At 70.4% G+C, this 18,502-nt stretch carries 16 protein-coding genes; 9 read left to right on the forward strand and 7 right to left on the reverse strand.

The window, feature by feature from the left end; translation table 11 throughout:
- Window positions 1-61: 61 nt before the first annotated feature.
- Window positions 62-1,756 (forward strand): FAD-dependent oxidoreductase, encoded by a 1,695-nt coding sequence (locus ACVFYP_RS05360; RefSeq protein WP_499199087.1) that lies wholly within the window; start codon window positions 62-64, stop codon window positions 1,754-1,756.
- Here the strand turns inward: ACVFYP_RS05360 and ACVFYP_RS05365 are convergent.
- Window positions 1,740-2,702 carry an NAD-dependent epimerase/dehydratase family protein gene (locus tag ACVFYP_RS05365; protein ID WP_499199088.1) on the reverse strand — a complete coding sequence of 321 codons (963 nt, stop codon included), beginning with the start codon at window positions 2,700-2,702 and terminating at the stop codon, window positions 1,740-1,742. The two genes, ACVFYP_RS05360 and ACVFYP_RS05365, sit on opposite strands and share 17 nt — an antisense overlap.
- 202 nt (window positions 2,703-2,904) lie before the next feature.
- Between ACVFYP_RS05365 and ACVFYP_RS05370 the strand changes: the two genes are divergently transcribed.
- The 5 genes from ACVFYP_RS05370 (at window position 2,905) to ACVFYP_RS05390 (ending at window position 9,122) form a co-directional block, all read left to right on the forward strand.
- The gene (locus tag ACVFYP_RS05370; RefSeq protein ID WP_499199089.1) at window positions 2,905-5,052 is read left to right on the forward strand and encodes a GumC domain-containing protein; all 2,148 of its coding nucleotides are present in this window, start codon (window positions 2,905-2,907) and stop codon (window positions 5,050-5,052) included.
- Window positions 5,052-5,795 carry a polysaccharide biosynthesis/export family protein gene (locus ACVFYP_RS05375; protein ID WP_499199545.1) on the forward strand — a complete coding sequence of 248 codons (744 nt, stop codon included), beginning with the start codon at window positions 5,052-5,054 and terminating at the stop codon, window positions 5,793-5,795. The genes ACVFYP_RS05370 and ACVFYP_RS05375 overlap by 1 nt, the downstream gene beginning before the upstream one ends.
- 2 nt (window positions 5,796-5,797) lie before the next feature.
- Window positions 5,798-6,547, forward strand: a complete 750-nt coding sequence (locus ACVFYP_RS05380) for a WecB/TagA/CpsF family glycosyltransferase (RefSeq protein ID WP_499199090.1) — start codon at window positions 5,798-5,800, stop codon at window positions 6,545-6,547.
- 86 nt (window positions 6,548-6,633) lie between these two features.
- Window positions 6,634-7,821: a hypothetical protein gene (locus tag ACVFYP_RS05385; protein WP_499199091.1), complete on the forward strand. Its 1,188-nt coding sequence runs from the start codon at window positions 6,634-6,636 to the stop codon at window positions 7,819-7,821.
- On the forward strand, window positions 7,821-9,122 hold the full coding sequence (locus ACVFYP_RS05390; RefSeq protein WP_499199092.1) for a hypothetical protein: 1,302 nt from the start codon (window positions 7,821-7,823) through the stop codon (window positions 9,120-9,122). Before ACVFYP_RS05385 ends, ACVFYP_RS05390 begins: the two co-directional genes overlap by 1 nt.
- 47 nt (window positions 9,123-9,169) lie before the next feature.
- Here the strand turns inward: ACVFYP_RS05390 and ACVFYP_RS05395 are convergent, their stop codons facing one another.
- The 3 genes from ACVFYP_RS05395 to ACVFYP_RS05405 all read right to left on the reverse strand — a co-directional run bounded on the left by ACVFYP_RS05395 (window position 9,170) and on the right by ACVFYP_RS05405 (window position 12,106).
- Window positions 9,170-10,135: a Bug family tripartite tricarboxylate transporter substrate binding protein gene (locus tag ACVFYP_RS05395; protein WP_499199093.1), complete on the reverse strand. Its 966-nt coding sequence runs from the start codon at window positions 10,133-10,135 to the stop codon at window positions 9,170-9,172.
- Between the two features lie 96 nt (window positions 10,136-10,231).
- Entirely contained in the window at window positions 10,232-11,500 is a 1,269-nt protein-coding gene (locus tag ACVFYP_RS05400; protein WP_499199094.1) for a hydantoinase/carbamoylase family amidase, read from the reverse strand.
- A 24-nt stretch (window positions 11,501-11,524) separates the two neighbouring features.
- Window positions 11,525-12,106, reverse strand: coding sequence for an amino acid synthesis family protein (locus tag ACVFYP_RS05405; protein WP_499199095.1), 582 nt, complete (start codon window positions 12,104-12,106; stop codon window positions 11,525-11,527).
- A 178-nt stretch (window positions 12,107-12,284) separates the two neighbouring features.
- On the opposite strand from ACVFYP_RS05405, the gene ACVFYP_RS05410 reads away from it, so the two are divergent.
- Window positions 12,285-12,950, forward strand: coding sequence for a GntR family transcriptional regulator (locus ACVFYP_RS05410; protein ID WP_499199096.1), 666 nt, complete (start codon window positions 12,285-12,287; stop codon window positions 12,948-12,950).
- 6 nt (window positions 12,951-12,956) lie between these two features.
- Here ACVFYP_RS05410 and ACVFYP_RS05415 read toward each other — a convergent pair whose 3' ends face one another.
- Window positions 12,957-13,868, reverse strand: coding sequence for a DMT family transporter (locus ACVFYP_RS05415; protein ID WP_499199097.1), 912 nt, complete (start codon window positions 13,866-13,868; stop codon window positions 12,957-12,959).
- Window positions 13,869-13,977: 109 nt separating this feature from the next.
- Here ACVFYP_RS05415 and ACVFYP_RS05420 point away from each other — a divergent pair, with 109 nt between their 5' ends.
- Window positions 13,978-14,430, forward strand: a complete 453-nt coding sequence (locus ACVFYP_RS05420; RefSeq protein WP_499199098.1) for a carboxymuconolactone decarboxylase family protein — start codon at window positions 13,978-13,980, stop codon at window positions 14,428-14,430.
- A 4-nt stretch (window positions 14,431-14,434) separates the two neighbouring features.
- The gene (locus ACVFYP_RS05425; RefSeq protein ID WP_499199099.1) at window positions 14,435-15,406 is read left to right on the forward strand and encodes a sigma-70 family RNA polymerase sigma factor; all 972 of its coding nucleotides are present in this window, start codon (window positions 14,435-14,437) and stop codon (window positions 15,404-15,406) included.
- Between the two features lie 135 nt (window positions 15,407-15,541).
- Here the strand turns inward: ACVFYP_RS05425 and ACVFYP_RS05430 are convergent, their stop codons facing one another.
- Together ACVFYP_RS05430 and ACVFYP_RS05435 are read right to left on the reverse strand one after the other, a co-directional pair.
- The gene (locus ACVFYP_RS05430) at window positions 15,542-17,215 is read right to left on the reverse strand and encodes an acyl-CoA dehydrogenase family protein (protein ID WP_499199100.1); all 1,674 of its coding nucleotides are present in this window, start codon (window positions 17,213-17,215) and stop codon (window positions 15,542-15,544) included.
- A 1-nt stretch (window position 17,216) separates the two neighbouring features.
- Window positions 17,217-18,428 (reverse strand): CoA transferase, encoded by a 1,212-nt coding sequence (locus ACVFYP_RS05435; RefSeq protein WP_499199101.1) that lies wholly within the window; start codon window positions 18,426-18,428, stop codon window positions 17,217-17,219.
- Between the last annotated feature and the right edge of the window lie 74 nt (window positions 18,429-18,502).

An 18,502-nucleotide genomic window follows, 5' to 3' on the forward strand; every position in this document is an offset into this window, starting at 1 on the left:
TTTCTCCTGAGAAGGAGACGTAAATATTTCTTACCAAATCACCTCGGGGCGCCCCCTTGCCATGATCATTGATGCCGCGATGCTGGAACCGGACACGGCGCTGGACGCCGAGCTCTGCATTGTTGGTGCCGGTGCCGCCGGAATTACTCTCGCCCTGCAGTTCCTGCGTGGGCCGATGCGCGTGGTGCTCGTCGAATCCGGGCGCGACCAGGCGGAAGCCGCGACGCAGGCCCTCTATGCCGGGGAGGTTGCCGACGCCGCGCTGCACCCGCCCACGGAGACCTATCGGCAGCGGCAGTTCGGCGGCTCCACCACCCTCTGGGGCGGCCGCTGCATGCCGCTCGATCCGCTGGATTTCCGGCCGCGGCCCTGGATTCCGCATTCCGGCTGGCCCTTTGGGCCTGAAGCCCTCGCGGCCTGGTATCCGCGGGCCAATGCGATCTGCGAGGCCGGCGCCTTCGACTACAGCGCCTCCAGCGCGGTGCCGGGCGGCATGCGTCCGTTGGTGGCCGGCTTCGCACCGAGGGACTTCACCACGGACGCCATCGAGCGATTCTCCCTGCCCACCAATTTCGCCGCGCGCTACCGCCATCGCCTGGCTGCCAGCACCACGCTGCGCGTCCTGCTGGGCACCAACTGTACCGGGCTCGAGCTGGGGGAGGGGGCGGAGGCCGTGCGTACCCTCCAGCTGCGCACCCTGGACGGGCGCCGGGCGACGGTGCGGGCGGCGCATGTGGTGCTCGCTTTGGGGGGGCTTGAGACGCCGCGCCTGCTGCTCGCCTCCCGCGGCGCGGGGCATGAGGATGGCATCGGCAACCGCCAGGGCCTGGTCGGGCGCTACTACATGTCGCACATCGCCGGTACATCCGGCCGCCTGCGGCTGCATGTGCCGCCCGAACGGGTGCGGCCGGGCTATGAGGTGGCGGAGGACGGCACCTATCTGCGCCGGCGGCTGCAATTGACGGAAGCGGCCCAGGACCGGCATCGCGTCGGCAATGCGGTCATGCGGCTGCACTTCCCCCGGATTCCCGACCCGGCCCATGGCAGCGGCGTGCTGTCGGCGCTGTATCTGGCGCGGGGGCTGTTGCCCTATGAATATCGCAAGCGGCTCGCGGAGCCGGCGGGCGGCAAGGGGATGGCTCTGCGCCATCTGCGCAACCTGCTGACCGACCCGTTCAGCGCCACGGGCTTCGCCTGGACCATGCTGCGCAAGCGGCGGCTCGCCACCCGCAAATTCCCCTCCATCATCGTGCGCCCGCCGCGCAACGTCTATTCGCTCGACTACCACGGCGAGCAGGAACCCAATCCGGACAGCCGTGTCACCCTGGCGGAGTCCCGGGACGCCTTTGGCATGCCGCGGCTGCGCGTCGATTGGCGCTGCACGGAGGGGGATATCCGCACGGCGCAGACCTGCTTCCGCCTGCTGGCCGAGGATCTGGCGCGCTGGGGGCATGGCAGCCTGCAGGCCGATCCGGCGGAGGTCGCGCATGACATGCTGCGCGACGGTGCCTATGGCGGGCATCATATCGGCACGGCGCGCATGGGCGCCACGCCGGCCCAGGGTGTGGTGGACGCCGATTGCCGGGTGCACGGCATGGCCAATCTGTGGATCGCCGGCGCCGCCGTCTTCCCCACTTCCGGCCAGGCCAATCCGACGCTGACCGTCGTGGCGCTGGCGCTGCGGCTGGCGGAGCGGCTGAAGCAGGAACTCGCACCGCCGCCGATCGCGGCGGGTGGGCCTACCCCGCCGCGTTGAACCAGGCGGCGGCGGCGGCCAGCGCCTGGGCGGGCGGGGTCCGCGTGAAGCCCAGCGCCGCATCCGCCCGGCGGTTGTCCAGGGTGATGTCCTGCTGGAACAGGCGTTGCAGCGCCGGGGGGATGGGGTCCGGGGTGCGCAGCCTCGCCTTCCGTCCGGCGATTTCCAGCACCTTCAGCGGATAGGCCGCCAGCTTCTCGATACGAAGCTGCCGGGCGCCGATGCGGCGCAGCGGCGTGGCGCCGATCGCCTGGGCGAGGGCGAGGAAATAGGCGTTCCAGTCGCCGGGCGCCGGGTCCGAGATGTTGAAGACGAGGCCGGGCGCCGCGGGCAGCCGCAGCGCGGCCGCCGTCGCGGCCACCAGGTCCTGCACTGCCGTCAGGTTGCAGATGCCGTCGCCGCCCGGGCCGAGATCGCCCAGGCGCCCGGCGCGCAGCAGCCGGGCGGGCCGCGCCGTCCAGCTTTCGGAACCGGGCCCATGCACGCAGCCTGGCCGCAACATGACCACCTCGCCGCCCGCCTGGGCGTGGTCGCGCAGCAGGTGCTCGCTTTCGGCCTTGCTCTCGCCATAGGCCCCCTCGGGGGTCAGCGGCGCATCCTCATCGAGCAGCCCGGTCGCGGCGCCGTACACGGCCATGCTGCTGAGATGCAGGATGCGGCGCGCCCCGGCCTCGGAGACGAGGTGACGGGTCGCCGCCACCATGGCGCCGGGCTCGGCCGCGACGCAGTTCACGACCGCGTCGACCCCGGCCAGCGCGGCGCGCAGCGAAGCAGCGTCGCCGGCATCCACCCCGCGCCATTCCACCGCCGGGGCGGATGTCGAGTCCGGTGCCGTGCGGGGCCGGCGTGCCCCCGCGATCACCTGGTATCCGGCCTGGGCCAGGCCGGCCAGCATATGCCGGCCGATGAAGCCGTTGGCACCAAGAATGAGGATTCGCGCGTCCATCTTCTGCACTTCTGTGCCTTTCGCGGGGATCGGGGTGCAAATTATGGATTGGCATCCGTGATGCTGTATGGCAACACGATAAGCCGTGTGGCACCCCGGCCTGCGCTGTATCATGTGACTGCAACAGATTTCTGGGCCGGATCGATTTCTTGAATCAGCACCTTGGGTCTAGGCTTGGGATATTGTCCCGGAATTTCCGCTGATGAACCTGGTTACGAGCGTGCCGCGTCGCACCTCCGTGCAGGAGCAGGGGGCGCGCCCATCGACGCCATCTGACCCAGGGCTGGCGCTGCGCGACCTCCTCACCACGGTCTTCATCCGGTGGCGCCTGATCGTGCTGGCCTTCCTGGCGCCGGTGGCTGTCGCCCTGGCCACGGCTGCCCTGATGCCGCTGCGCTGGCCGGCGGAGGGCCTTCTCATGGTCCAGGTGAGCCGGGAGACGGTGGGCGCGACGGATCTGACGGGCACTGGCCCCAACGTCGTCAGCATCGACATGCCCAAGGTGGTGCAGTCCGAGGTCGACCTCCTGGTCTCGGATGTCGTGCTGCGCCGCGCCTTGAGTGGCGATGGCCTGCGGGCGATCTTCCCCGATGCCGGGGCGCGCCGCCTGTTCGGCCTGCTGCCGGCCGCCGAGGTTTCCATCCCGCAAACCGCGCGGCGGCTCCGCGCCTCCATGATGGTGCTGTCGTCCAACACCTCCAACTTGCTGCGCGTATTCCTGGCGCTGCCGGACAGCGACCGCGCCGTGGATGCCATGCAGCGGGTGTTCGACGCCTATCTCGCGCATCGCCAGTCGATCTTCGCGCAGGCCGATGCGCAGCTGCTGTCGGCCGAGACCGAGCGCATGGCGACCAATCTGCGCGAGCTGGATGAGGCCATCGCCCGGCTGCGCACCGAGACCCGCATCCTGCATCTGCCGCAGGATATCGAACTGGCCAATGCACGGATCGCCAGCATCGTCACCCGCATCGACACGCTGCGCGAACGCAAGGCCGCGACCGATGCGCAGTTGCGGGCGGCCAGGGCGGGGCTTTCCACCTATCCCGCCCGTGTCGTCGCGGCGTCCGAAACCACCAACCTCGCGCCCAATGATGAAAGCCGCAATGAGCTGACCCGGCTGGTGCTGGAACGCCGCCGCATGGCCGATCAATACGCCCCGGACTGGCCGCCGCTGCGAGACCTGGACCAGCGCATCGCGACGCTGCGGCAGAGCATTGCCGGCAATCGCAACACCCGCTTCGAGACGGTGCGCCAGGTGCGCAACCCAGCGGTGGAGCAGCTCTCCCTCCGCATCGCGACGCTGGAGGTCGAGGCCGATGCGACCGGCCGCCAGATGTCGGAGCTTGAACGCCAGGCTGGCGAGGCGGAGGCCAGGGCCGCCGCCCTGCTGCGGGCCGAAGCCACGCTGAACGACATGGCGCGCCGGCGGGACGCGCTGGATGCGTCCTTCCGCCAGGTGGCCGGACGGGAAATCGGCGCCCGGATCGGGGAGGATGCCCGACGCTCGCGCTCGCCTTCCGTGATCGTGGCGCAGCCGCCGCTGGCCGCGGCACAGCCCCGCGACCTGCGGCTGGCCCTGATCGTCATGGGGCTGGTGGGCGGGTTGGTCTCGGCGGGCGCCACGGCGGTGCTGCTCACCCTGTTCCGACGCACCTTCGCCACCACGGATGAGGCCGCCCGCGGCCTCGGCCTGCCCGGCCTCGCCTCGGTTCCACCTGCGGCGCGGCTCGCCGGCGGCAATGCCACGCCGGCCGTCACGGACCTGACCGCCATGCTGCTCGATGCGCGCGAGCGGGGGGAGCGGCTGTCGCTGATCCAATTCGTCGCGACCGGGGAGGATGACGGTCGCGGGGCCATCGCCCTGGCCATGGCCGCCGAGGCGGCCCGCACCCGCGGCCTGCGCACCCTGCTGGCCGATCTGCAGACCGATGGCCGCGTCTTCCTGGCCGCCATGGGCTCCCACCCGGTGCATGAGCCGCAGGATCCGGAACAGCTGCTGGCCTTCAACACCGTGCTGCCGAATCTCTGGGTCGCCTATGGGGCGCGGAGCAGCCTGCTGGGCGACCCGCATGCCGGGATGGAGCGCACCCTTGCGCTGCTCAACCGGCTTCGCCAGGACCTGGATCTGGTGATCCTGGTCGCTCCGATGGATTCCGAGGGCTATGCGATGCGCCGCCTGACCGCCCTGGTGGATGCGAATGTATTGGCGCTGCGGGCGGATGGCACCGACAAGTCCGCCGCCCGCGCCGCCCGCGACGCGGTGCTGGCGGCCGGCGGCCGGCTGGTCGGCTTCGTGATGAGCGGGGAACGTGCGCCGGTGCCGGCGCGGCTCGCCCGGCTGGTGGCGTGATGCGCCGGGTCCCCTGCCTTCTGCTCGCGCTGCTCGGCCTCGCGGCCTGCGCGCCGGGCACCGCCAATCTCGACACCACCCAGGCGGTGCGGCCGCAGGAACGCATGCCGGAAGGCTTCGCCGCCTGGACCGACGCGCCCGCCCCCTATCGCTTCGGCGCGGGCGACCGGGTGAAGGTGCAGTTCCTGCTGACGCCGGAGGTGAATGAGATCGCGCTGGTCGCGCCGGACGGCACCATCTCGCTGCGCGTCGCCGGGCGGGTGGAAGCGGGCGGACGCACCGCCGCGGAGCTGGAGGTCGCCGTCGCCGAGGCCTCCCGCCGCATCCTGACCACGCCGATCGTCACCGCCGGGTTGGAGCAGGCCGGTTCGGCCGTGGTCTTCGTCGGCGGTTCCGTCCGCCGTGCCGGCGCCTATCCGCTCACCGGGCGGCAGGGGCTGGCGGAGATGGTGGCCATGGCTGGCGGCCTCGATGAGGAGGCGCGGATGGACCAGGTGGTGCTGATCCGGCGGTCCCCGTCGGACCGGCCCATGCTGCGCACCGTGAACCTGAACGCCTTCCTGTCGGGCGCGGAGGTGACCGGCGACGTGCCGCTGGCCTCCGGCGACATCGTCTTCGTGCCGCGCTCGCGCCTGGGCGAGGTCGGGCAATGGGTCGATCTGGCGATCAACCGCATCATCCCCTTCTCCCGCTCCTTCTCCTATGCCGTGAACCGCAACCCGGCGACCGGCGGCGGCCTCTGACGGTGCAGGAGATTTGCCTGCTCGGCCGCTCGCCGGTCGCGCCGCTGGGCCTTGCCGAGGCGATCGCCGCGATCGCGGCGCGCGACCCGGCGGCGCCCTTCGCCTATGTCGCCACCATCAATGCGCAGATCCTGCTGCTGGCGGAGGATCCGGCCACTCAGCTGCGCGCGGCGCAGGACGACGCCTGGCTGCGGCTGAACGACAGCGGCATCCTGGCCCGGCTGCACCGCTGGGCGACCGGGGAGGCCGTGCCGGTCGCGGCGGGCAGTGACCTGTGCCTGGAACTGCTCCGCGGCGTGCTGGGGCCGGATGACCGCGTCACCATCATCGGCGGCGGGCCGCTGCTGGTCGCGGCCCTCACCGAGCGCTTCGGCCTGCACCACCTGGCGCAGCACGAGCCGCCGATGGGCTACATGGACAAGCCGGCGGCACGCGACGCGGCGATCGCCTTCATCGAGGCGCATCCGGCCCGGATCGTCTTCGTCGCCACCGGCGCGCCGCGTTCCGAACGGCTGCTGCAGGCGGTGGCCGCGCGGGGGCTGGCGCGGGGCACCGGCCTGGCGATCGGCAGCGGCTTGCTGTTCGCCGCCGGGCTGACGCCGCGCGCGCCGCCCTGGATGCGGCGGCACGGGCTGGAATGGCTGCACCGAGCCGTGACCGAGCCGCGTCGCCTCGGCAGCCGCTATGCCGCCGACCTGCTGCCGCTGCTGCGCCTCGCCATCCAGGCGCGACGCCAACGGGGCCTGAGCTGAACCCGCAGCGCCTTCGCGCGGCCGGGCTGCGCTTTGGCCTGGCGGGCGCGGAGCAGGGGCTGACCGCGCTGCTGTCCTTCGGCACCGTGCTGTGGCTGATCAGGCGCGGCAGCGCCGAGCAGCTCGGCAGCTACGTGTTCTGGGCCAATGCCGCGCTGGTCGCCGGCACGCTGGCCGCGGCCTTCACCTCCGTGCATCTGTACCGCCTGCCGCCGGCGCCCTCGCCGGGGCGCAGGCGGGCGGAACGGGTGCTGCTGTCGGGCAACCTGCTGCTGGCCGCGCTGGCGGGGCTGGTGACGCTGCTGGCGGTGCCCTGGCTGGGCGCGACACTTGGCCTGTGGATCGCGGCGCTGTTCCTGCCCTGCACCATCCTCGCCTTGCATGCCCGCGCCCTGGCGACCACCCATGGCGCGCTGGGCGCCGCGGCCGCGATCTCGGCGGCGCCGCTTCTGGCCGTGGGCTGTGGCGTGGCGGCGGAGGCGCTGCTTGGCCTCGCCCCGTCCGTGCCCCTGCTGCTGGTGCTGAACGGGCTGGCGCAGGGCCTCGCCGGGGCCATCGTGATCCGGCGCCTTGGCGGTCCGTCGCCGATGGATTTCGGCGCGGGGGCGCGGCGGCGCTGGCGAGCGCTGGCGCGGCGGTCGCGCTGGTCGTTGGCGGCGGGGCTGGGCAATGAGATCTTCACCCGCCTGTACATCTTCGTCGTGCCGGCCTGGTTCGGCGCCGCGGCACTGGCCGGGCTGGCGGCAGCGCAGGCCACGCTGCGCCCGGCGACGCTGCTGGCCGGGGCCTTCGGTGCCGCGGCGCGGCGCCCGCTGGCGCGGCTGCGGCATGAGGGAGATGCGGCGGGGTTCTGGCGGTTGCTGATGCTCGGCGCTGCGGCGCCGGCCTGTGTGACGTTGTTGCTAGGGGGCCTGGTCGCGGGCCTCTGGCCCTGGATCGCCACCTGGATCTTCGGCGGCCGCTATGCCGGGCTGGAGGGGGTGGTGCTGCTCTGGTCGGTGGTCATGGCGATCAGCTGCTTCTGGGTGGCCGGCCTGGCGGGTCTGCAGGTCCTGGGGCGCCTACGCGCCCTGGCGCTGGCGGAAATCGGTGGCGCGCTGACCTGTGCCCTGGCCATGCTGCCGCTGCTGCTGCTGTTGGAAACGCCGGGGGCGCTATTGGCCATGGCCGTGGGTGGGGTGGTGCAGGTGACGCTGCTGGCACGGGGCGTCCGTCGCGGGCTGCGCGACCTTCGGGCGCGGCCCCTTCGTCCCAGTTTGGCGAGCGCGGCCTGATGTCGGGGTGGCGCGTGCACGGCATCTGGTGGTGGCTGCTGCTGCCGCTGTTCTTCCAGATCTACCACTACAAGCCGGAAACAGGGCCGCTGTATTTCCTGGCCAAGGCCTGGCCGGCCCTGCTGGCCCCGTTGATCCTTTACGCCGTGACGTCGCTTCGGCTGCCGGACGGGCCGCTTTACATCCTCGCTGTCGCCTACACGATCTTTCTCTCGCCGTTCCTGTCGCTGTTGTACCTGCCGAACGGCCTGGTGGATGCGGCCCTGTCCACGGTGAAGGCCTGGCCGCTGACCTTCTACTTTTCGGCCGCCGCGCTGCTGGTGCTGCTGCGACCCTCGGAGGAAACGCTGGCGCGCGCTGCCGTGGGCTGCGGCGTGGCGACATTTCTCGTCATGCTGACGCTGTGGATGGTGGTGCCGGAGGAGGCGTATCGCCCGACCCCCTTCGGCGCCAACATGTTCTCCTGGGATGAGGGGCGCGGCAATTACATCCGCATGCCGATGATGCTGGCGGAGCTGACGCTGTTCTGGCTGGGGCAGCGGCTGGTGCGGGAATGGCGGCTTTGGCAGTTCCTGCTGCTGGCCGGCGCCATCCTCGCCATGGTCACCATCTACAAGGCGCGGCTGCCGATCGGCGTGACCGTCATCATCCTCACCTGGATCCTGCTGGCACGGCTGCCCGGGAACTGGCGCTGGGGGCTCGGCGCCATGGCGATGGTGCCGGTTCTGGGGCTGATCATGATCCTCGGGCCGGATGTGCCGGAACTGCTGGCCAGGACCTTCGACGAATCCCTGTTCATCCGCCTTCGCTCCGTCGGCATCGCCTGGGACTGGATGAGCGGCGACCCGGTGAAACTGATGCTTGGCTCCGGCTCGATCTCCTCCTTCTCCTCGATCACCATGGCCGACTTCCTGGGCAGCGCAGACTTCTTCCTGGCCGATATCGGCTGGCTGGGCGTGGTCATGGAATACGGGCTGGTCGGCACCGCCCTGATCGCCATGCTCCATCTGCGCGCCCTGACCACGGCCCGCACCGTCTGCGACGACGATCCTTTCCGCTGCGCCCTGGTGAACTACGTGGTGTTCGAACTGATGTGCTCGGCGGTCTATTCGGTCATGTATGCCCCCGGCCCCGTGGTGACCGTCGCCGCCATCGCCTATTGGCTGCGGGCGCGCGATGCGGCGGGCCTGGCGCGGGAACAGCCGGGCTGGCCGGCGGCGCCGGCAACCGCTCCTATCGAGGCACCGTCCTGGGCGCGTGGGCAGGTGCCTGTGCCCCAGGAATTTTCTCGCCCGGGCTGAACAGGCGGCAGAGGGCGCCTGGGACACAGCCCCGGGCGCGTTCCGCATCAGGTCAGGGTGATGCCGACCTTGCGGATGATGTCTCCGTACTTGTCCATTTCCGATCGGATGAAGGCCTCGAAGGCTTCCGGCGTGGTGCCGAGCGGCTCGTTGCCCATCTCCGCGAAGCGTTCCCGCATCGCCGGCTCAGCCAGGGTTCCCGCTACGGCGGCCTGCATCTGGCGGATCATCGGCTCGGGCGTGCCGGCGCGGGCGAAGATGCCGTTCCAGTCGTAGTTCTCGAAGCCGGGAAATCCGGACTCGGCCAGGGTCGGCAGGCTGTCGAAGGGCGCCGTGCGGTTGGCGCCCGTCGTCGCCAGGGCCTTGAGTCGTCCGCCCTGGATGTGGGGCGTCGCGGTGGGAAGGAAGGCGAAGGCGCTGAAGACATGGCCCGCCATCAGGTCCACCAGGGCAGGCCCGCCGCCGCGATAGGGGATGTGGTTCATCCTCAGCCCCGCTGCCGACAGGAAGATCTCCATGCCGAGATGCTGCGCGGAGCCATTGCCCGAGGAGGCGTAGGACAATTGGCCGGGCCGTTCCTTCACATAGGCGATGTACTCGGCCACCGTGTTGACCGGGGCCGAGGGATGCACCGCCAGGGCGTTCACCGCACGGCTGACATGGGTGACGGGCACCAGGTCCTTGAGCACTTCATAGGGCATCTCCCGGCCTATCACCGGGTTCACCGCATGGCTGGTGATGTCGAACAGGAAGGTGTGCCCATCGGCCGGCTGCTGGGCCACATACCCGCCGGCGATAAGGCCCGATCCGCCGGGCCGGCTTTCCACCACCACGGGTTGGCCGAGGCGCGCCGAAATGCCGGGGGCGATCAGCCGCGCCGTCACATCGGCGCCACCGCCCGGAGAGGTGCCGAGCACCAGCCGGATCGGTCGCCGGAACAGGGAGGATTGCGCCCTGGCGCCTCCGGCCAGTCCCAGGCTGGCCATCAGTGCCAGGAATGCGTGTCGCGTCATCTGCATCGGGTTGTTCCTTCGTCTGCCAACAACCAGGCCGTTCCGCCTTCTGCCTCCCAGGAAGGCGGCGGCGCTGGAGGTATCAGGCCGCGCCGTTCACGCGGCCGCCGCGTGCATGGCCCGCGCGAGCACCGAACAGCCGAGGGCGAAGTCCGCCTCCTCCAGATGCTCGCGGGGATTGTGGCTGCCGAACGGATTCCGCGTCAGCAGGACGGCGGAGGGGATGCCGCTCAGCGCGAAGATGCCGGCGTCATGGCCCGCCGTGGGCAGGCGCATGACCGGCACGCCGATCGCGCCGGCCTCCCGTTCCAGCAGGCCGGTCAGATGGGCATCGAGCGCGACCGGTTCGGCGGTCACCTCCGGCCCCATCTCGAAGCGCACGCGGCGCGAAACGGTGATGCGGTCGATCAGCGTCGCCAGCCTTTCGCGCGCCAGGGCGAGCGTGGCGGCACTGGTCGCGCCGATGTTGAGGCTGAAGCCGACCTCACCCGGCACCTTGGTCAGCGCATGCTGCACCGGGTCGGTGGAGACGCGGCCCAGGGTGACCACGAAATTGTCGTCACCGTCGGCGTGAAGATCGGCCCAGAGCGCATCCAGGCCCATGGCCAGTTCCGCGACGGCCATGAAGGCATCGCGCCGGCTCTGCCGCGGTGTGGTGGAGGCGTGGCCGTATTCGCCCAGGCAGCGGGCCGCGGGATAGCGGAAGTTGCCGCGGATCGCCGAGGCCACGCCAAGCGGCAGATCGCGCTCCTCCAGCAGCGGGCCCTGTTCGATATGCAGTTCCAGGAAGCAGGCCGTGTTGTCGCGCGTCAGCACGGGCGTGGCATCCGTGCGGAAGGGAAAGCCTAGCTGCGCGACATGCTCGCGCAGGGTCAGGCCGCTATCGATGCGCCGGCGCTCACCGAGCGCCTGGCGGTCGCCATAGGCCAGCAGCAGGCGGCTGCCGAGATAGGCCATGTTGAACCACGGGCTTTCCTCGGCGCGCATCGCCAGGGCGCGGAGGCTGTGGCGGGGCCGAAGGCCTGCCGCCTGGGTGGCGGCGAGCACCGCCAGCGCCGCCGCCGTGCCCGCCAGCCCGTCATAGTTGCCGCCATTGGGGACCGAATCGAGATGCGAGCCGCTGGTGACGGCGGGCAGTTCGGGCTGCGTGCCAGGCAGCAGGAAATAGATATTGCCGAAGGCGTCGTGCTCCACCGCCAGGCCGCGGGCTGCGGCGAAGGCGCAGACCCGCTCCGCGGCCAGCTGTTCGCCCTCGCCAAACGCGGCCCTGGTGTGGCCGGGCGCATCTGCCGTCCGCCGGCCGATCTCCAGGACCATCTGCCAGGCTTCGGCGATGATGGGGTCGAGGGCTGTCTGGGGGATCATGTCGGGGACCCTTGCCTGTAGGCGCTAGCGCAGCCCGTCCCGCGCGCTGATCTCCCCGGGAGTCATGCCGCCGACCCGGGCATTCAACCGGCCGCGATTGGCCAGCACGATGATCAGCGCCACCTCCGCCGCCGCTGGCGCGTCGGGGGGAAGGGTGACGGTCACGCCGTCATAATGCGAGCGGACATACAGCGCGTCCTTATGTGCCAATGGCACATCGATGCTGGCGCCCGGCGCCGCGAGCTTGGTGAAGGAGGGAATCCAGGCGAGCGCACCGCCTACCGCGTCCCGAAGCGGCGCGGCGAAGGCGGTGGTGAGCAGGGCATTGGCATGTTCCTGCTCGCCACCCAGACCGACCACGCCGCCCTTGCCATAGCTCTCGACCGGCAGGCCGCCCATCGCCTCCAGCGCGCGCTGGGCCAGCATGGCGCCGATAGCCTCGCTGTCTTCGATCAACGGGCCCAGATCCTCCACGTAACGGCCGGCGAAGGGGTTCGCGACCACGGCGATGGCGGCGACTTTCCGCAGCGGCGGGTCCGATGGGCGGCCCGCCTCGATCTGGCGTTCCTCGACCAGCGTCATCCAGCGGCGGAGTTCCAGGGCCATGCGCATGCTCCCGTCGGCCGGCACGATCGGCCGCCGACATGTTATATGTTCGCGATATAGTCGGACTATCAGACAATCAGACGATATGAACAAGGGGCCATTGGCACCGCGCGCCAGGTGGCTATGACCGCGTCGTTCGGGCGGCTATGCCGGGCGTGCTGATGAGGGAGCGACGAGGATGGATCTGCGGGTCGCCCCGCTGACGGTGCAGGCGCAGGCCGTGGACAAGCTGCGCGAGGCCATTCTCTCTGGCCATTTCGCGCCGGGGCAGCGCCTGGTCGAGGCGGAGCTCTGCCGCGCCCTCGGCGTCGGCCGCAGCTCCGTGCGGGAAGCCCTGCGGCGGCTGGAAGGGGAGCGGCTGGTCGCCTCCGTGCCCAATAAGGGGCCTTCCGTGATCGCGCTGGCCTGGGAGGAGGCGGCGCAGATCTACACCGTGCGCGCGCTGCTGGAAGGCGAGGCGGCCGCGCTCGCGGCGCAGGCGGCCAGCCCGGCCCAGCACGCCGCCATGGCCGCCGCTTTGCGGGACTTCGAGGCCGCGGTGGCGGCGCGCGATTCGGCCGCGCGCGTGGCCACCACGGCGCGATTCTACGACGTGCTGCTGGTCGCCTGCGCCAATGGCGTGATCGAGGAATTGCTGCGCGGCCTGCATCTGCGCATCAGCCTGCTTCGCTCCCGTTCCATGCAGCGGGAAGGCCGGGCGGAGGAAAGCGCGCGGGAGATGCGGGCGATCCTGGATGCGGTGACTGCCGGCGATGCGACGGCCGCCCGCGCTGCGGCGACCTTCCACGTGCACGCCGCCTCACAGGCGGCACGGGCGATGATGCAGGACCAGAAGGCCGCCTGATCACCTTTATCGGCGCCGTCGCCGCCGCAGCCATCCCTCGATCTGATCAGCAAAAGCCACCAACCCGGCCGCCACCACCACCACAACCGCGCCCATCACGCTCGGCAGGGCCGGCACCAGGCCGAAGATGGTCAGGTCGAAGACCACGGCCCAGATCAGCGCCGTGTATTCGAAGGGCGCCAGCATGGAGATCGGCGCGCGCGCCACCGCCTCCGTCATGCAGATATGCGCCAGCCCGCCGGCGAAGCCCGCGCCGACCAGGAACAGGAAGCTGGTGCCGCCGACATTGGCCCAGCCAAAGGGCCAAGTGGCCAGCCCGCCTAGGGCGCAGATGAAGGAGAAGTACAGCACGATGGTGCCCGGCAGCTCCGTCGCCGTCAGCCGCTTCACCTGCACCCGCGCCGCCAGGGTGGTGGCCGCGGTGGCCAGCCCGGCGCCGACGCCGATCAGCGTCGCGGCATCCAGCTCCGGCCCGATGAAGGCCGGCGCCAGCATCAGCAGCATGCCGCCGAAGCCAAGCACGGCGGCGCCGGCCACCAGCCAGCTCGGCTTTTCCCGCAGGAAGATCACGCCGACCGGCACCGCGAGCAGCGGCGCCAGGAAGCTCAGCGCGGTGGCCAGCGCCAGCGGCAGCTTGGACAGCGACAGGAAGGAGAAGAACATGGAGGCACAGCCGAACAGGCTGCGTCGCAGATGCCCCAGCGGGTGGCGCGTGCGCAGCCCACGCGGGAACTGCCCGCGCCAGGCCAGGTAGAGCATGACAGGGATCAGCGCCCAGGCGCTGCGGTGGAAGACGATCTGCCCGACCGGCGCCTCCGCCGAGGCCAGCCTCACCAGCAATGACATCACGGCGAAGAGCAGCGTCGCGGTCAGCCGCAGCGCGATGCCCCAGGCTGGGTGTTCCCTACCGTCACGCATGCCCGCCCCGGTTTCCAGCCCCGCCGCCTGCTCCTACCAATTGCGGCGGCACCTGTCACATCGCGCCGCGCTGTCTCGTCCTGTGCATGACCGCTACATGGAGAGTGTCATGACACCGCGCCTCGACTATTTCGCCGCCGCCCCGAATGCCCTGAAGGGCATGCTCGCCTTCGAGAAATCCGTCGCCGATGGCGGGCTGGAACACAGCCTGCGGGAGCTAGTGAAGCTGCGTGCCTCACAGATCAATGGCTGCGCCTTCTGCCTCGACATGCATGCGCGGGACGCCCGCAAGGCCGGGGAGACGGAGGCACGGATCTATCTGCTGAATGCCTGGCGGGAGGCACCGCATTACACCCCGCGCGAACGCGCCGCCCTGGCCTGGACCGAGGCGCTGACCCTCATCGCCAGCAGCGGCGCGCCCGATGCGGCCTGGGACGGGCTGGAAGGCCATTTCACCGATGCGGAGAAGGTGGCGCTCAGCCTGCTGATCTGCGCGATCAACAGTTGGAACCGCCTCGCCATCGGCTTCCGCGCCATGCCGCCGGCGCCCAAGGCCGCCTGACGTCATGGACGACGCGACCCGGATTTTCGCGACGATGCGGCCGGAACTGGTCGGCCTTGCCTATCGCATGACCGGGTCGCGCGCCCAGGCCGAGGACATCGCGCAGGAAGCCTTCCTGCGTTGGTCTGCGGCCGATCGGGATCATGTCGAAGTGCCGCGCGCCTATCTGCTAAAGATCGCGACACGACTCAGCCTCGACCATCTGAAATCCGCGGCGCATCGACGGGAGGCCTATGTCGGCCCCTGGCTGCCGGAGCCGGTGGTGGAGGATCTGGAGGCGCCGCAACAGGTGGCGCTGGGCCAGGCGCAGGACCTGTCCATCGCCTTCCTGCTGACGCTGCAACGGCTTTCGCCGGCGGAGCGCGCCGTTTTCCTGTTGCACGATCTGTTCGAGACGCCCTTTGAGGAGATCGCTGGCCTGCTCGGCCGCAGCGCGCCGGCCTGCCGCAAGCTGGCGGAGCGGGCACGGGAAAGGCTGGGCTCGCCCGCGCCGCGCTTCACCGTGGCGGAGGCCGAGGCGGCGCGGATCGCACAGGCTTTCTTCACCGCGTCCCGCGGCGGCGAACTCGCGCCGTTGCGCGACCTCCTGGCGGCGGATGTGGTGCTGCACACGGATGGCGGTGGCGTGCGTTCGGCCGCGCTCAATCTGATCACCGGGGCCGATCGCGTGGCTCGCTTCTTCCTGGGCCTCGCGGCGAAATGGCCAGGCGGCACGGCGCCTGTGCATGTCGGGCGGATCAATGCCATGCCCGGCTTCGTGACGCTGGAGGCGGATGGGCTGCCACAGACCACCGCGCTGGAATGGCGCGATGGCCGGATCGTCGCCATCTATGTCATGCGCAACCCGGCGAAGCTCGCGGCGACCCGCGCCGGATTAGCCGCGCGGATCGGCCTCGCCACGCCGCTGCCAGGTGATGATGGCGAGAACCACGGCGATGACGCCCGCCACCGCAGCCACGCCCAGAAGGGCCAGTGACAGGCCCAGTTGCAGAAGCCGTGCCACGAGCGCCAGCAGCGTCATCAGCACGGCAATCCCGACCACCCAGCGCAACATGGCAAAGCCCCTTCATCCGATGCCGATGCAGCGCATCGGCGGCGAAAGGGTTCCGCCTCAGTTCACCCGGCCGAGCATCCCGCGCACGATCACCTGCGCCTGGATTTCCGCCGCACCCTCGAAGATCGACAGGATGCGCGCGTCGCAGAGCACGCGGCTGATCGGGTATTCCACCGCATAGCCATTGCCGCCATGGATCTGCAGCGCGCAGTCTGCATTGCTCCAGGCGACGCGGGCGGCCAGCAGCTTGGCCATGCCGGCCTCGATGTCGCAGCGCCGGTCGGCATCCTTCTGGCGGGCGGCGAAATAGGTGAGCTGACGGGCCATCATCGTCTCCGTCACCATCCAGGCCAGCTTGGCCGAGACGCGCGGGAAGTGCTGGATGGCCTTGCCGAACTGCTTGCGATCACGCGCATAGCCGGCGCCGAGGTCGATGGCGTTGCGCGCCACGCCCAGGGCCCGCGCCGCGGTCTGAATGCGCGCGCTTTCGAAGGTCTCCATCAACTGCTTGAAGCCGCGCCCCTCGACGCCGCCGAGCAGATTGGCGACGGGCACCTCGAAGCCGTCGAAGGTGATCTCGTATTCCTTCATGCCGCGATAGCCGAGCACCGGAATCTCGGTGCCGCCCATGCCCGGGGCGGGGAAGGGGTTTTCATCCGTGCCGCGCGGCTTCTCCGCCAGCAACATGGACAGGCCCTGATAGCCCGGCGCATCCGGGTCGGTGCGCACCAGCAGGGTCATGACATCGGAGCGTGCGCCATGGGTGATCCAGGTCTTCGCGCCGTAGATCTTGAAGACATCCCCCTCCCGCACCGCGCGGGTGCGCAGGCTGCCGAGGTCGGAGCCGGTATCGGGCTCGGTGAAGACAGCGGTGGGCAGGATTTCGCCGCTGGCGATGCCCGGCAGGAATTTGGCCTGCTGTTCCGGCGTGCCACCCAGGCGGATCAGCTCCGCCGCGATCTCCGACCGCGTGCCGAGCGAGCCGACGCCGAGATAGGCGGCGGAGAGCGCCTCCGACACCAGGCACATCGCCACCTTGCCGAGGCCGAGGCCGCCGTGTTCTTCCGGCACCGTCAGGCCGAAGACGCCCATTTCGGCCAGCTTCTGCACCGTGGGCAGCGGGATCAGCACATCGCGGCGATGCCAGTCCTGGGCATGGGGCGCGATCTCGGCGGCGGCGAAGCGCTGGAATTCGGCCTGTGTCGCCTCCAGCAATTCATCCTGCAGGAAGTCGGCGCCGTGATGGCCCTCCGTCGCCGCATCGGCCAGCAGCTTGCGGGCGGCTTCCAGGGCGGTGGCTTCGGACAAGACGGCGATGGCAGGCTCGGCCTGGAAGCGGGCAATGGCCTCGGCGGGCACGCCCATATCGGCGGGGCGGATCATCTCCGCCTGGCTCATCGGGATGCCGCCCGAAAGCTGCGCCAGATATTCGGCATAGCCCAGGCGCAAAATCGCCTGTTCCAGCGCGCCGAAGCGGCCCGCGGCTTCCAGCCTCTCAGCCCAGTGCAGCGTCTCCCGCAGCGCGGCGACATAGGTCGCCTGCCAGGCGAGGCCGTGGCCGGCGAGCTGGTGGCGTTCCAGCAGCGCGCCGCTGACCTTGCCTTGGGGGGCCAGCAGCGCGGCGATGGCGCCGCGCGCCACCTCATGTAGCCGCTCGGCGGCGATCAGCGCGGCGGAGGCCTTGGTGAGAAGGTCCCGCGCGGTCGCGATATTGCCCACGATCTGGTCCATCTCAGCTCTCCTTCGGGCCGGCGATGGTGCCGGCGTCATGCAGCTTGCCAATGGCCGAGGTGGTGAGGCCCAGCACTTCCGCCAGGACCTGATCGGTGTCCTGGCCAAGCCGTGGCGCCGGCGCGGCGGGCGCGCGTTCGGCGAAGGTCAGCGGCACGGCGGGCGCCAGCACCTCCCCCACCTCCGGCTGGGTGATGGTCGAGAACAGCGGATTGTCCGTCGAGCACCGCGCATCCTCATGCACAAGTTGAGAAAAGTCCTGATAGGGACCCCAGAGCACGCCGCTGCCGGCGAAGGCTGCGCCGATCTCGGCCAGTGTATGCTTCGCGAACCAGGGGGCGAGCACGGCATTGATGGCGTGGCGCGCTTCGAAGCGACCGCCTTCGTCATTCAGGTCCACATCGAGCATCGGCCCGATCATGGCGATCTTGGCCGCGAGGCCGGTGGCCTTGCCCACCGCCTGCCACTGCCGGTTGGAAATGGCGCAGATCATGATGCGGCGGTCATCCTTCGTCGGGAAATCCCGGCCCCAGGCGCCATACAGATCGTTGCCCATGGCCGGCCGCACGGCGTTGTTCACCTGCACATCGGCCACATAGCCAAGGTTCGCGACCGTCGCGAGCATCACGTCCGACAGGGCCAGCGTCACCTCCCGCCCCTGGCCATCGCGCCGGCGGGCGCGTTCGGCGGCGAGCAGGCCGGTGGAGAGATACAGGCCCGTGGCGATGTCCCAGGCCGGCAGCACATGATTCACCGGATCGCCGCCCGTGCCCGTGGCGGTGGGGAAGCCGCTGGCGCAGTTCACCGTGTAATCGACGGCGCCGCTGCCATCATGGTTGCCCGTGAGGCGCAGCATGATGAGGTCCGCGCGGTGCTTCGACAGCTCCGCATGGCTCATCCAGCCGCTGGCCGGCAGGTTGGTCAGCAGGATGCCGGAATCCTCGCCAGGTGCGCAGATCAGCGCGCGGGCGATCTCCCGCCCCTCCGGCGTGTTCAGCGCCAGAGCTACGCTGCGCTTGGATTTGTTGAGGCCGGTCCAGTAGAGCGAGGTGCCATTGGGGGCCAGCGGCCAGCGGCGGTAGTCGATATTGCCGCCGATCGGGTCGATGCGGATCACCTCCGCCCCCATCTGCGCCAGCGTCATCCCGCCGATCGGCGCCGCGACAAAGGCGGAGACTTCCACCACCCGGAGACCGCTGAGAATACCCGCCATGTGAAACCCCCGGATGTGTGGGGGAGGGTTTACGCATTTTCGGGCCAAGCGGAAACCGCCCGGCGGGGCGCAAA

Source organism: Roseomonas sp. F4, assembly GCF_053891155.1.

Bases quoted from the DNA above. Each gene is read 5' to 3' on its own strand.
- ACVFYP_RS05360 (WP_499199087.1), top strand. From the start codon at position 62: ATGATCATTGATGCCGCGATGCTGGAACCGGACACGGCGCTGGACGCC.
- ACVFYP_RS05365 (WP_499199088.1), bottom strand. From the start codon at position 2,702: ATGGACGCGCGAATCCTCATTCTTGGTGCCAACGGCTTCATCGGCCGG.
- ACVFYP_RS05370 (WP_499199089.1), top strand. From the start codon at position 2,905: ATGAACCTGGTTACGAGCGTGCCGCGTCGCACCTCCGTGCAGGAGCAG.
- ACVFYP_RS05375 (WP_499199545.1), top strand. From the start codon at position 5,052: ATGCGCCGGGTCCCCTGCCTTCTGCTCGCGCTGCTCGGCCTCGCGGCC.
- ACVFYP_RS05390 (WP_499199092.1), top strand. From the start codon at position 7,821: ATGTCGGGGTGGCGCGTGCACGGCATCTGGTGGTGGCTGCTGCTGCCG.
- ACVFYP_RS05395 (WP_499199093.1), bottom strand. From the start codon at position 10,135: ATGACGCGACACGCATTCCTGGCACTGATGGCCAGCCTGGGACTGGCC.
- ACVFYP_RS05400 (WP_499199094.1), bottom strand. From the start codon at position 11,500: ATGATCCCCCAGACAGCCCTCGACCCCATCATCGCCGAAGCCTGGCAG.
- ACVFYP_RS05405 (WP_499199095.1), bottom strand. From the start codon at position 12,106: ATGGCCCTGGAACTCCGCCGCTGGATGACGCTGGTCGAGGAACGCCAG.
- ACVFYP_RS05410 (WP_499199096.1), top strand. From the start codon at position 12,285: ATGGATCTGCGGGTCGCCCCGCTGACGGTGCAGGCGCAGGCCGTGGAC.
- ACVFYP_RS05415 (WP_499199097.1), bottom strand. From the start codon at position 13,868: ATGCGTGACGGTAGGGAACACCCAGCCTGGGGCATCGCGCTGCGGCTG.
- ACVFYP_RS05420 (WP_499199098.1), top strand. From the start codon at position 13,978: ATGACACCGCGCCTCGACTATTTCGCCGCCGCCCCGAATGCCCTGAAG.
- ACVFYP_RS05425 (WP_499199099.1), top strand. From the start codon at position 14,435: ATGGACGACGCGACCCGGATTTTCGCGACGATGCGGCCGGAACTGGTC.
- ACVFYP_RS05430 (WP_499199100.1), bottom strand. From the start codon at position 17,215: ATGGACCAGATCGTGGGCAATATCGCGACCGCGCGGGACCTTCTCACC.
- ACVFYP_RS05435 (WP_499199101.1), bottom strand. From the start codon at position 18,428: ATGGCGGGTATTCTCAGCGGTCTCCGGGTGGTGGAAGTCTCCGCCTTT.